Origin of the sequence: Micromonospora maris AB-18-032 (genome assembly GCF_000204155.1) — a bacterium.
In the GTDB taxonomy this organism is placed as follows: Bacteria; Actinomycetota; Actinomycetes; order Mycobacteriales; family Micromonosporaceae; genus Micromonospora; species Micromonospora gifhornensis.
Genome location: NC_015434.1, coordinates 1,075,358 through 1,088,141, shown reverse-complemented (window position 1 = coordinate 1,088,141; position 12,784 = coordinate 1,075,358). Strand labels below are relative to the sequence as shown.

Annotated in this window: 11 protein-coding genes; 2 read left to right on the top strand and 9 right to left on the bottom strand. The window is 71.6% G+C overall.

Features of this window, described 5'->3' with window-relative positions:
- Positions 1-23: 23 nt before the first annotated feature.
- On the bottom strand, positions 24-1,463 hold the full coding sequence (locus VAB18032_RS05075) for an aldehyde dehydrogenase family protein (protein ID WP_013731713.1): 1,440 nt from the start codon (positions 1,461-1,463) through the stop codon (positions 24-26).
- Positions 1,464-1,603: 140 nt separating this feature from the next.
- Between VAB18032_RS05075 and VAB18032_RS05070 the strand changes: the two genes are divergently transcribed.
- Positions 1,604-3,040: a gamma-aminobutyraldehyde dehydrogenase gene (locus VAB18032_RS05070; protein ID WP_013731712.1), complete on the top strand. Its 1,437-nt coding sequence runs from the start codon at positions 1,604-1,606 to the stop codon at positions 3,038-3,040.
- 8 nt (positions 3,041-3,048) lie between these two features.
- Entirely contained in the window at positions 3,049-4,320 is a 1,272-nt protein-coding gene (gabT, locus tag VAB18032_RS05065) for a 4-aminobutyrate--2-oxoglutarate transaminase (RefSeq protein WP_013731711.1), read from the top strand.
- 58 nt (positions 4,321-4,378) lie between these two features.
- Here the strand turns inward: gabT and VAB18032_RS05060 are convergent, their stop codons facing one another.
- The 8 genes from VAB18032_RS05060 to VAB18032_RS05025 form a co-directional block, all read right to left on the bottom strand.
- Positions 4,379-5,053, bottom strand: a complete 675-nt coding sequence (locus VAB18032_RS05060) for an RlpA-like double-psi beta-barrel domain-containing protein (protein ID WP_013731710.1) — start codon at positions 5,051-5,053, stop codon at positions 4,379-4,381.
- Between the two features lie 139 nt (positions 5,054-5,192).
- The gene (locus tag VAB18032_RS05055; protein ID WP_013731709.1) at positions 5,193-5,828 is read right to left on the bottom strand and encodes a M15 family metallopeptidase; all 636 of its coding nucleotides are present in this window, start codon (positions 5,826-5,828) and stop codon (positions 5,193-5,195) included.
- Positions 5,825-6,991, bottom strand: coding sequence for a D-alanine--D-alanine ligase family protein (locus tag VAB18032_RS05050; RefSeq protein ID WP_013731708.1), 1,167 nt, complete (start codon positions 6,989-6,991; stop codon positions 5,825-5,827). Before VAB18032_RS05050 ends, VAB18032_RS05055 begins: the two co-directional genes overlap by 4 nt.
- Positions 6,988-8,106, bottom strand: coding sequence for a threonine ammonia-lyase (locus VAB18032_RS32735; protein ID WP_013731707.1), 1,119 nt, complete (start codon positions 8,104-8,106; stop codon positions 6,988-6,990). Before VAB18032_RS32735 ends, VAB18032_RS05050 begins: the two co-directional genes overlap by 4 nt.
- A gap of 62 nt (positions 8,107-8,168) precedes the next feature.
- Complete coding sequence (locus VAB18032_RS32730; RefSeq protein ID WP_013731706.1) at positions 8,169-9,383, bottom strand: acyltransferase family protein; 1,215 nt, start codon at positions 9,381-9,383, stop codon at positions 8,169-8,171.
- Between the two features lie 128 nt (positions 9,384-9,511).
- Complete coding sequence (locus VAB18032_RS05035) at positions 9,512-10,570, bottom strand: sensor histidine kinase (protein ID WP_013731705.1); 1,059 nt, start codon at positions 10,568-10,570, stop codon at positions 9,512-9,514.
- Entirely contained in the window at positions 10,567-11,235 is a 669-nt protein-coding gene (locus tag VAB18032_RS05030) for a response regulator transcription factor (RefSeq protein ID WP_043722995.1), read from the bottom strand. Before VAB18032_RS05030 ends, VAB18032_RS05035 begins: the two co-directional genes overlap by 4 nt.
- A 480-nt stretch (positions 11,236-11,715) precedes the next feature.
- Positions 11,716-12,561, bottom strand: coding sequence for a DUF559 domain-containing protein (locus tag VAB18032_RS05025; RefSeq protein ID WP_050814542.1), 846 nt, complete (start codon positions 12,559-12,561; stop codon positions 11,716-11,718).
- Positions 12,562-12,784 lie beyond the last annotated feature (223 nt).

The following is a 12,784-nucleotide window of genomic DNA, read 5'->3' as shown; positions in this document are numbered from 1 at the left end:
AGGCGTTAATAAGGTGCCCTTCCTTACAGCGCTAGGCCGGTGAGGACGGTGACCCGGGTGTCGGTGTAGTCGTCCATGGCGCTGCGCAGCCCCTCCCGCCCCACACCGCTGCCCTTCACTCCCCCGTACGGCATCTGGTCGGCGCGGTACGACGGCACGTCGCCGACGATCACCCCGCCGACCTCCAGGGTGCGGGCGGCCGCGAAGGCGACGTCGAGACGGTGGGTGAAGACACCCGCCTGGAGGCCGTACGCCGAATCGTTGACGGCGGCGAACCCGGCGGCGTCGTTCTCGACCCGGTCCACGACGAGCACCGGGCCGAACACCTCCTCGGTGCACACCTTCGCGTTCGCAGGCACTCCGCTCAGGACGGTGGGTGGATAGGTCGCGCCGTCCCGCTGGCCGCCGGTCTCGATGGTGGCGCCTGCCGCCACCGCCTCGTCCACCCAGGCCTCCACCCGGCGGGCGGCGTCGACGGATACCAGCGGACCGACGTCGGTCAGTGGATCGGTCGGGTCGCCGGCACGCAACTCCCGTACGGCCGCGACCAGGCGGGGCAGGAACCCGTCGTAGAGCCACTCGTGCACGTACACCCGCTGCACCGCGATGCAGGACTGGCCGGCCTGGTAGTTGGAGAAGGTGGCGATCCGTTGTGCCGCGAAGGTGAGGTCCTCGTCGGCGGACCAGTCTTCGCAGATCAGGGCCGCCGCGTTGCCGCCGAGTTCCAGCGTCACGTGCTTGTCCGGTACGGATCGGCGGATGCTCGCGCCGACCGGCCCGGAGCCGGTGAACGAGACGACCGGCAGGCGGGGGTCGGTGACGAGTTCGGCGGCGCGGTCGTTGGGCAGCGGCAGCACCGAGAACATCCCCGCGGGCAACTCGGTCTCGGCCAGGATCTCGCCGAGCAGCAGCGCCGAGAGCGGGGTGGCCGGGGCCGGCTTCACGATGATGGGTGCGCCGACCGCCAGCGCCGGGGCGACCTTGTGGGCCACCAGGTTGAGCGGGAAGTTGAACGGGGTGATGCCCAGCACCGGCCCCTTCGGCACCCGCCGAACCAGCGCGATGCGGCCGGTGGCCGCCGGGTCGGTGTCGAGTCGTTGCAGCTCGCCGGAGTAGCGCCGGGCCTCCTCGGCCGCCCACCGGAAGGTCGACACCGCTCGGCCCACCTCGGCCCGGGCCCACTTGACCGGCTTGCCGTTCTCGGCGGTGATCAGGGCGGCGATCTCCTCGGCCCGTTCGGCGAGCCGGCGCGAGACGTGGTCCAGCGCCGCCGCGCGGGCGTGCGCGGGCAGTGCGGCAGCGCTCGCCGCCACCTCGGCCGCCGCCGCCACGGCCGCCTCGACCTGGTCGGCGGTGGCGAGGCTGGTACGCCCCACCGGCCGCCCGTCGTACGGATGGTGGACGGTCACCTCGTCGGTGCCGTGGCTGGGTCGACCGGCGACGAAGAACGGTGTGAGCTCCACGTTCCGCAGCCTAATCCAGAGCCGCGCCGACGGATACGGTCGCCCAGGCCCTTGTCTGCCGCGAATTCAGTAGCGAAGATGGCACGAAGGTTGCGATAACCGCCGCAGCGCGCCCCCGGACCCTTCGGAGTGATCCTGTCATGAGTGACCAGCAGAAGCTGCGCAACTTCGTCAACGGCGAGTACGTCGAGCCGGTCGACGGTGGCTACGCCGACCTGATCGACCCCTGCACCGGGGAGGTCTTCGCCCAGGCCCCGGTCTCCGGGGCCGCCGATGTCGACGCGGCGATGCGGGCCGCCGCCACCGCCTTCGAGAGCTGGCGGGACAGTACCCCGGCGGAGCGGCAGAAGGCTCTGCTCAAGCTCGCCGACGCGGTCGAGGCCCGGGCCGCCGACCTGGTCGACGCCGAGGTCCGCAACACCGGCAAGCCCCGCCAGCTCACCGCCGACGAGGAGTTGCCCCCCGCGGTGGACGAGTTCCGCTTCTTCGCCGGTGCCGCCCGGCTGCTGGAGGGCCGTTCGGCGGGCGAGTACATGGCCGGGCACACCTCGTACGTGCGGCGCGAGCCGATCGGCGTCTGCGCCCAGGTCACCCCGTGGAACTACCCGCTGATGATGGCGGTCTGGAAGATCGCGCCCGCGCTGGCGGCCGGCAACACGGTGGTGCTCAAGCCGTCGGACACCACGCCGGTGTCGACGCTGCTGCTGGCCGAGATCGCCGCCGAGGTCCTGCCGCCGGGCGTGTTCAACGTCGTCTGCGGTGACCGGGACACCGGTCGTGCCCTGGTCGCGCACCCCACCCCGCAACTGGTGTCGATCACCGGCTCCACCCGGGCCGGCATGGAGGTCGCCGCCGCCGCTGCGCCCGACCTCAAGCGCACCCACCTGGAACTGGGTGGCAAGGCCCCGGTGGTGATCTTCGACGACGCCGACATCGCGGCGGCGGCCGAGGCCATCGCGATGGGCGGCTACTTCAACGCCGGCCAGGACTGCACCGCCGCCACCCGGGTGCTGACCGCGCCCGGCGTCCACGAGGACTTCGTCGCCGCCCTCACCGAGCAGGCCCGCAACACCAGGACCGGCGCGCCGGACGACGCCGACGTGCTCTACGGCCCGCTGAACAACGCCAACCAACTGGCCCGGGTACGCGGCTTCGTGGACCGGCTGCCCGACCACGCGAACCTGCAGACCGGCGGTGCGCAGGTGGGCGAGCGCGGCTACTTCTACGCCCCGACCGTCGTCTCCGGTCTGCAGCAGGCCGACGAGATCATCCAGCAGGAGGTCTTCGGCCCGGTCATCACCGTGCAGCGCTTCTCCGACGAGGACGAGGCGGTGCGCTGGGCAAACGGCGTCGACTACGGCCTGTCCGCCTCGGTCTGGACCCGCGACCACGGCCGCGCCATGCGGATGACCCGCCGGCTCGACTTCGGCTGTGTCTGGGTGAACACCCACATCCCGTTCATCTCCGAGATGCCGCACGGCGGCTTCAAGCACTCCGGGCACGGCAAGGACCTCTCGATCTACAGCCTGGAGGACTACACCCGGATCAAGCACGTCATGCACAACATCGAGGGCTGACCAGTCTCATGACCTCTTCAGCGGAGCTGCACAAGCGGCGGGGTTCGGCCGTCGCCCGGGGTGTCGGCAGCGTCATTTCCTCCTATGTCGACACCGCCTCGGGCGGTACCCTCACTGACGTCGAGGGCCGCCAGTGGATCGACTTCGCCGCCGGCATCGCCGTCACCAACGTGGGCAACTCTGCCCCGAAGGTGGTCGAGGCGGTACGCGCCCAGGTCGAACGCTTCACCCACACCTGCTTCATGGTCGCCCCGTACGAGTCGTACGTGGCGGTCTGCGAGCAGCTCAACGAGCTGACTCCGGGCGGCTTCGAGAAGCGCTCTGCGTTGTTCAACTCCGGTGCCGAGGCGGTGGAGAACGCGGTAAAGATCGCCCGACACGCCACCGGTCGACCGGCCGTGGTGGTCTTCGACCACGCGTACCACGGCCGGACCAACCTGACCATGGCGCTGACCGCGAAGAACATGCCGTACAAGCACCGGTTCGGGCCGTTCGCCGGGGAGATCTACCGGGTGCCGATGTCGTACCCGCTGCGCGACGGTGGCCTGGACGGCGCCACCGCCGCGGCTCGGGCGATCGAGCTGGTGGAGAAGCAGGTCGGTGCGGAGAACGTGGCGGCGCTGCTGATCGAACCGATCCAGGGCGAGGGCGGTTTCGTCGTACCGGCGGCGGGTTTTCTGCCGGCGCTGCGCGAGTGGGCGACGGCGGCCGGGGTGGTCTTCATCGCCGACGAGATCCAGACCGGCTTCTGCCGCACCGGCGACTGGTTCGCCTGCCAGCACGAGGGCGTCGAACCTGATCTGATCACCCTGGCCAAGGGCATCGCCGGTGGGTTGCCGCTGGCCGCGGTGACCGGCCGGGCGGAGCTGATGGACGCGGTGCACGTCGGCGGGCTCGGTGGCACCTACGGGGGCAACCCGATCGCCTGCGCCGCCGCACTCGCCTCGATCGACACCATGCACGAGCTGGACCTTGCCGGTGCGGCCCGGCGGATCGAGGCCGTACTGGGTGCCCGGCTGCGGGCGATCGCCGAACGGGATCCGGCGATCGCCGAGGTACGCGGTCGCGGCGCGATGCTGGCCGTGGAGATCGTGCAGCCGGGCACCCTCACTCCCGACCCGGCCGCCACGGCGGCGATCTCGGCGGCCTGCCACGCCGCCGGCCTGCTCACCCTCACCTGCGGCACGTACGGCAATGTGCTGCGTTTCCTGCCCCCACTGGTCATCGCCGACGACGAGCTGTCCCGTGCGATGGAGATCCTCGACGCCGCCTTCGGGTGACCCTGGACGGCCGGGTGACTGCCGCGTCCGCACCGCGCGACAGCCACCCGGCCCGGTCTCAGCGCAGCAGTTCGACTGTGTTGTTGCGGACCAGGTTCTTGCCGGGTTCCCGGATCTGTTCCATCGCTGCGGAGTTGAGCAGCACGCAACTGCCCGACGGACCGGTCACCGTCACCGTTGTCGACCGGTTGTTGTCCAGGTTCGTCACCCGCAGCCGGGTGCCGACCGGGAACCGGTCGCTGGTGGCGGCCGGGGCGGCGGCTTCCTCGAAGAAGGTGATCGCGCCCTGACAGGCCGACCCGTCGACCGGGCGGACCGCGGGCGGTGACGCGACGCCGGGCCGGTCGGCGACCTGGCCCGGCTGCCTGGGCGGTACGGCGACACCGCCCAGCCGCTCGACCACGTTACGTCGGATGACGTTCTTCCCCGGTTCGCGGACCAGGTCCATCGCGGCGGAGTTGAGCAGTACGCAACTGCCCGACGGCCCGACCACTGTCACCTCCGCCGTCCTGGCGTTGTCCAGGTTTGTCACCCGCAGTCGGGTCCCGACCGGGAACTGGTTGCTGGTGGCGGCCGGGGCACCCCCTTCGGCCGAGAAGGTGATCGAGCCGGGGCAGACGCTCTGGGCGGTCGGCGTGCTGTCGGCGAAGCCGAGCCCGGTGCTCACCGCCAAGGCCCCGGCGGCCATCACCGCCACCCCCGCCGCCAGCATGTGCTTGCGCTGCACCTTCACCTGTCGCCTCCCGTACCTCGGCATCTGCTTCGGATGCTGGTACGGCCTGGGAGCGCTGTCGGGTTCAGGTGGATCGGAAACAAACTTCACATCGACTCTCCGACACCGTGCCCGCACAGGATGACGCCGCCCCTCACTCTCACAGCGGGCCGTAGCGGGTGTGCGGTGCCCCGGTCATCAGTGCCCAGTACCGGTCGCCGTAAGACCAGTGCCACCACTCGGTGGGGTAGTTGACAAGTCCCGCGCAGGCCAGCGCGGCACCCATGATCCGCCGGTGCCGGCGGGCCGGCGCGCCGATCGACGTGGCGGCCGTGAAGCAGGCGTTTCCGCTCGCCTCGGGGGTGGCGTCCACCGCGGTGCCCATGTCCACCTCGATCCCATCGGCGGTGCACAGGGTCAGGTCCACCGCCCCGCCGGTGCTGTGCGGCGCCACCTCCACCGGGGAGACGAACTTGGTGGTCTCCTCGTACACCCGCTGCGGCGACCAGTCCGGATGGTTGCGGCGCAACTCGTCGCGGTAGGCGGTGAAGATGTTCAGCTGCGCCTCGTACGGCCGGTATCCCTCGATGACCAGCAGGCGCAGGCCGTCGGGCAGGGTGCGCTGCGCGGCCAGCAGACGCTCCACCACACCTTGACGCAACCGGGCGTACGCCCCGGCCGGATCGGCGGCCCGACCGTCGAGCCGCAGTTCGGGTACGTCCCGCAGGTCGACCAGGGGGTCACCGTCGTCCACGCCGGGCACCGCCGCCACCCGGGGATCGCAGAGCAGGATCACGCCTGACCCTCCTGGCTGGTGGGACGGCTCGCCCGCCGTTCGACGGCGAGCGCGACCAGCCGGTCGACGATCTGCTGGTAGCCGACCCCGGCAGCCGCCCACACCTTCGGGTACATCGAGTGCGCGGTGAAGCCGGGCATCGTGTTCAACTCGTTGACGTACAACTCGCCGGCCGACTCGTCGTAGAGGAAGTCGACGCGGGCCAGCCCCCAGCCGCCGATCGCGGCGAACGCCCGCAGCGACAGGTCCCGGATCCGTTCGGTCACCTCGTCGGGCAGCACCGCCGGCACCACCATCGGATCGGCGTCGCCGAAGTACTTCTGCTGGTAGTCGAACCAGCCTCCGGTGACCCGTACCTCGCCCACGGTGGATGCCTCGGGACGGGTCCCGCCGAGCACCCCGCACTCCAACTCGCGGCCGGTGACACCCTGCTCCACCACCACCAGGTTGTCGTGCCGCAGCGCCTCTTCCACCGCCGCGGCCAGGTCGTCGTCCTCGGTCACCCGGGAGATGCCGATCGACGAACCCATCCGCGCCGGCTTGACGAACAGCGGCCGGCGCAGCCCCACCACCAGCTTCTCCACGTCCTCGGTGGTGCGGTAGGTGTGCTCGTCGAACCAGACGTGCGGGGTGATCGGCACTCCCTCGGCCCGCAGCGCCCGCTTCATCGCCACCTTGTCCATCCCGACGGCGGAGGCGAGGATCCCGCATCCCACGTACGGCACGCCCAGCGATTCGAGCAGCCCCTGCACCACACCGTCCTCGCCGTACGGGCCGTGCAGGACCGGGAAGACCACGTCGAGTACGGCGTGCACCTCGCCGGGCGATTCCGCCCCGGTGACCAGTGCGGTGCCGGGCCGCTCGCCGGCCCGCAACTCCACGGCCGACCCGGTCACCGACAGCCGGTCGTCGATGGCCCGCGCCGCCGCCGTACCGTCGATGTGGGCGGCCAGTGTCTCCTCGGGGACGAGCCGCAGCCGGCCTTGACGGGTGACGCCGAGCGCCACGACCTGGTACCCGCCGCCGACAAGCGCCCGCGCCACCCCGAGCGCCGAGGCGCAGGAGACCTCGTGCTCCGCGGACGGCCCACCGAACAGCACCCCGATCACCTGCGGCCTGCCGCCGCCGTCCCGTCGCGCTCCCCCGCTGTGACGCTCGCTCATGCTGCCGCCCCTTCCTCGATCCGATGCGGGGTCGCCAGTCGGGCGACCAGGTCCGCTTCCACATTTCCGCCGGTCAGCACCACACCGACCGTGTGCAGCCGCCGCGTACCACTCCCGCCGACGCCATCTACCCCGGCCTGACGCTCCGCGTCCCGGCCGCCGGGCTGCTCGGCGTTGCTGCCGGACAGCCGTCCGCCGGGCTGCTCGGCATTGCTGCCGGACAGCCGGAGTACGCCGGCCAGGCCGGCCGCGCCCGACGGCTCGGCCAGCACCTTCAGTTCCAGCAGGAGCAGCCGGAACGCCTCGGCTATCTGCTCGTCGTCCACCCGGATCACCCCGCGCAGGCGGTCCCGGACGATGGCGAACGGCAGCGCACCCACGCAGGACGGCCGAAGACCGTCGGCGATCGTCGGTGCGGGCGTGACCGGGACCGGTCGACCGGCGTCCAGGCTGCGGGCCAGCGAATCGCAGCCGTACGGCTCCACGCCGTACACCTCGATCGGCCGCCCGGCGGCGGCCAGGCACGCCCCGGCCACGCCGCCGCCCCCACCGACGGGCAGCACCAGCGCGTCCAGCGGAGCGCCGGACCGCTCGGCCTCCTCGATCAGTTCGAGGCTTGCGGTGCCCTGCCCGGCCACCACGTCCGGATGGTCGTACGCGTCGACGATCGGATGGCCGGTCTCGTCGCTGAGCTGCCGGACCACCGCCAGCCGCTGCGCGACGTCGGTACCGGCGAGCACCACCCGCGCACCCGCCGCCCGGGCCCGCTCGACCTTCGTCGCGGGCGCGTCGACCGGAAGCACCACCGTGGCGGCCACCCCGTGTCGCCGCGCCGCCAGCGCCACCGCGACGGCGTGGTTACCGGTGCTCTGCGCGACCACCCCGCGGTGCCCGGCCGCCACCAGCCGACCGACCGCGAACAGTCCGCCCCGCATCTTGTACGAGCCGCCACGCTGCAGGTTCTCCGCCTTCATCAGCACCCGCACGCCGGCCAGCCGGTCGATCGCCGGGGACCGCAACAACGGAGTACGCAGCACCCGGCCGTCGAGCCAGCGGGCGGCCTCCGCCACGTCGACCCGGGCTGGGTCGACCTCCGGGGAAGCTGAGCGGGACATGTCGTCTCCTTCTGGTTCAGCCGGCGAAACGCCGGTCAGGTGGGTGGCAGGCCAGGTGGTGATCACGTCGACGCGGCCTTCCGCCGAGCGGGCAGGTCGAACAGCCACCACGCGCGGGCCGCGAGCAGGGTGCGGTGCACGCCCAGGCTCAGCGCCAGCACGGCGACGGTGAGCGAGAACGGAAAGCCGAAGGCCAGCGCCAGCCGGGCGGGCTCGTCCAGGTCGGCGACCCGGTCGGCGATCAGCAGGTGCAGCAGGGCGAGCACCGGCATGTGGATCACGTAGATCGGCAGTGTGTGCCGGCCGAGGGCCGCCAACGGTTCGGCGACCACCGGCCACCGGCTGAGGCGTACCGCCCCGGCGATGCCGAACAGCACCGCGACGGTGGACACCAGCACCGCCACGCCGGGCAGCCGGCCGACGTCGGTGGCGAGCAGGACCGCAGACCCGATGCCGTACGCCGCCGCCGCGAGCAGCAGCCGTCGGCCGGTCACCGCCTGCGCCCACCTCAGCACGTACGGCCGCAGGTGCAGACCGGCGAGGAAGAACACCAGATTCTGGTAGAGCCCGCCCCGGTTGCCCGGGGTGTCCAGCAACCCGGTAGCCGCGACGGCGGCAAGCGTGCCCGCTGCGCCCAGCAGCACCGCCGGGTGGACCCGACGCAACGCCTTGGCCAGCACGAAGTAGAGCGCCAGCGCGTACAGGTACCAGAGGTTGGACGGGGTGATGGTGAGCTGGGCCAGCAGTTGGCCCACGCTGCTCGCCCGGTCGGTGGGGAAGTCCGGGGCGAAGGCCAGCACGGCGGTGTGGATCAGCAGCCAGAGGGCGTACAGGTAGAGGAACTTGGCGACCCGGGAGCGGGCCACCGCCCGCCACGGCCGGTGCACGGCGGCGGCCGCGAACATGCCGGAGATGGTGAAGAACAGTGGCATCCGCATCGGCAGCAACAGCTCACCGAAGGTGCCCCAGGCACCCGGCACCGGCACCGTGAGCCGCCAGTCGATCTGCAGGTAATCCTTCATGATCACGTGCCAGAGCAGGACCAGGACGATGCAGCCACCCTTGGCGACGTCCGCCCAGGCCAGCCGCCCACCGGCCGCCCCGCCGTGCCGGTCGTACGCCGGCCCGGAAAGCCCGCCGTGCGCCGACCCGGACTCCCCGACCGGCACCGACCCGTACTTCCCGCCGTGGGCTGACCCGGACTGCTCGTCGTGGGCCGACCCGGTCGGAGCCGGGGCAGCGCTGGTGGGCGGTGCCGGATGCTCTCGGGTGGTCACGATGTTGCTCCTCTCTGCCGGGCAGCGCCCGATTCCGGGCACGCCGAAGGCCGAGTTGCCGCGCTCGGCGGTCGATGTGGGGTGCGGTGCTGTCGGGGCGGGTGCGGTGCGTGGTCGGCTGGACCGGGTCAGGGCACCTTGGGTAGCTGGACGTCGACCCGTAGACCGCCGTACTCAGCCGGTCGGGCGGCGATCAGGCCGTCGTGCGCCTGGGTGATCGAGCGGGCGATGGCCAGGCCGAGGCCCGCCCCGCCGCTGTGGTTCGTCCGGTCCCGGGCAAGTCGGCGGAACGGCTCGAAGAGCCCGGCCACCGCCTCGGCCGGCACCACCTGACCGCTGTTGACCACGGTCAGCGCCGGTTCCCGGCCGACCGTCACGGTAAGCGTCCCGCCCGGCCGGTTGTACTTGATCGCGTTCTCCACCAGGTTGCTGACCAGGCGTTCCAGCAGCACCCGTTCGCCCATGACCACCCGGGGTGACAGGTGGCTCTGCACGGTCACCCCGGCCTCCTCGGCCCGTTCCTGGTATCCGGCGAGGACCGTGCCGACGATCTCGTCCAGCCGCTGCGGAAGCCGTGCCCGCAGTCCCTGGTCGCTCTCGCTGAGCGCCAGCAGACCCTCGATCAACCGCTCGTTGCGCTCGTTGGTCTCCAACAGTTGGCTGGTCAACAGTTCGAGTTGCTCGCCGGTGAGCGAACGGGCCATCCCGACCTCGATCAGCGTCCGCTGCACCGCCAACGGCGTACGCAGTTCGTGCGAGGCGTTCGCGGCGAACCTGCGCTGGCCCTCGTAGCCGGCCGCGATGCGTTCCATCATGTCGTCGATGGCACGGGCCAGCCGGGCCATCTCGTCGTTGCCGCGCGGCCGGATCCGGTGGCCGAGATTCTGCGGCCCGACGTGCGCGATCGGCCCGGCGAGATCACTCACCGGACGCAGACACCACGCCCCGGCGACCCAGATCCCGACCAGCGCGATCACCAGGACCACGAGGCCGGTCAACATGCTGAGCTGACCGACGACGCTCCCGGCCGCCCCGCACGCCGTGCGCACCCCGGGCAGCCCAGCGTCGCAGAGCCGCTGGCCGAAGACCCACACCAGGTTCAGCACCCTCTTGACCACGAGGGGCATGGCGATCCCGACGATCAGGGCGGCCGCGCCGACCACCAGGATCCGCCGACGCGGCGTCATGCTTTCGCACCGCCGATCCGGTACCCGGCCCGCGGCACGGTGTGGATGATCTGCGGGGTGCCGAGCTTCTTACGCAACGTCATCACGGTGACCCGGACGGCGTTGGTGAACGGGTCGGCGAACTCGTCCCAGGCCTGTTCCAGCAGTTCCTCCGCGCTGACCACCCGCCCCTCCGCGCGCATCAGCACGTGCAACACGGCGAACTCCTTCGGACTCAGGTTGACCTCGCGGTCGTCCCGGGTCACCGTGTGCCGGGCCACGTCCAGCGCCACACCGTGCTGGCGCAACACCGGCGGCACCGCCGGTGCCGAACGCCGCCCGAGCGCCTGCACCCGCGCCACCAACTCGGCGAAGGCGAACGGCTTGGTCAGGTAGTCGTCCGCACCGAGACCGAGCCCCTCCACCCGGTCCCGGATGCCGGCGGCGGCGGTGAGCAGCAGCACCCGCGTGGTGGCCCCGGATTCGGCGAGGCTGCGGCACACCTCGTCACCTGTGTGTACCGGCATGTCCCGGTCCAGCACGGCAACGTCGTAACGGTTCACCCCGATCCGCTCCAGGGCACCGCCGCCGTCGTAACAGACGTCGACCGCCATCGAAAACTGGCGCAACCCCTCGGCGACCGTGTCCGCCAGCAAACGCTCGTCGTCCGCCACCAACACCCGCACGTGCACTCCCCCGTGATCCGCAACTGTCCGGCACACGTTCGCAGGCCGGAGTTAAGGGTTCTGTAAGCGCCTGCCGCCGCAATCCTCCACGCCCCCGCCCCGACCACAAGTCCAGGCCCTCCAACCCCCTCCAGCAACCCCAACCACCCCCCAAACACCCCCTCCCCACCCCCTCAAAGTGACCCACCTCACGCCCCCACCCCACCCACCCCACCCCGACCTCGCCCACCCCACCCCGACCTCGCCCAGCCCACCCCGACCTCGCCCAGCCCACCCCGACCTCGCCCAGCCCACCCCGACCTCGCCCAGCCCCGCGATCTTGCACTTGCGGTCGCACATTTGACTAGTTACATCCCTTTTGTGACGACAAAAAGTGCAAGATCGCGGGGCCGGAGCGGGCGGGAGGGGCGGGAGGGGGCGGGAGGGGGCGGGAGGGGCGGGAGGGGCGGGAGGGGATGACGCGGTGGGAGGCGGGGTCGGTCAGGAGAGGGCGGCTCGGATGGTGGCGACGATGTGGGCGGGGCGGCGGTAGAGGTCGCGGTCCGTGAAGTAGCGCATCCGCCAGCCCTGCGCGTCGAGCCAGTTGACGCGCTCCCGGTCGTACCGCAGGGCATCGCGATCCAGGTGGGTGAGGCCGTCGTACTCGATGCCGACCCTGCGCTCCCGGTAGCCGAGGTCAAGGCGGTAACGCAGCGCGCCGTAGCGGTCCGGAACCCACAGTTGCGGCTCGGGTGGAGGCAGCCGGCCGTCCAGCAGCACCAGCCGCAGTTGGCTCTCCTGACGGCATTCCGCCCGGCCGTCCGCGAGCGGCACCAGTTCGCGCGCCTGCCGCACCCCGCGTAGCCCGCGATGTGCGGACACCTCGGCCAGCAGATCGTCCGGCGTCACCGCCTCGGCGCGCAGCGCGGAATCCAGGACGGGAAGGGCATCGAACCGCGACACGGTACGCGCGAGGTCGATCGCACAGCGCGCCGCCGGTACGCATGGCAGCCCCTGCACGAGGACCGGCTGCACCGGCAGCACGCAGTGATGCACCACCAGCCCGGGCAGCCGGGGCTTCGGCACGCTGGGCGGCACCTGGACGTGCACGAGATCGTCGCGCAGTACGCCGAATCCGTGCCGCCGGGCCGCCGTCTGCCGGGCCAGCATGGTCCCCGCCGGCAGGCACAGCAGGAGCGCCCGTAATTCATCCTCGTCGTCAACGGGCTGATCGGAGTAGACACCTCGCCGCACCCGGCGCAGTTCCTCCCGGCTGAGCCGGGTACGAAGCCGACGGGCGGTCAGTGTGCGCATCAGGGTTTCCACCCGCCACAGTTGAGCAGTCATCCCGGCACCCTGCCCCGCACTCCGCCCACCCCTCCACCCCGCACCCGCCCCCTGTGGACAACCACCCGCCCTGTGGATAACCCCCACCCACCCCCTCCCTCGTGCTAAACACCCCCACCCCCACCCCACCCCCACCCCCACCCCACCTCGTCGATCTTGCACTTACCGTCGCCGATTCACGTCTTATGTCCCGTATTCCCCGACCAAAAGTGCAAGATCGACG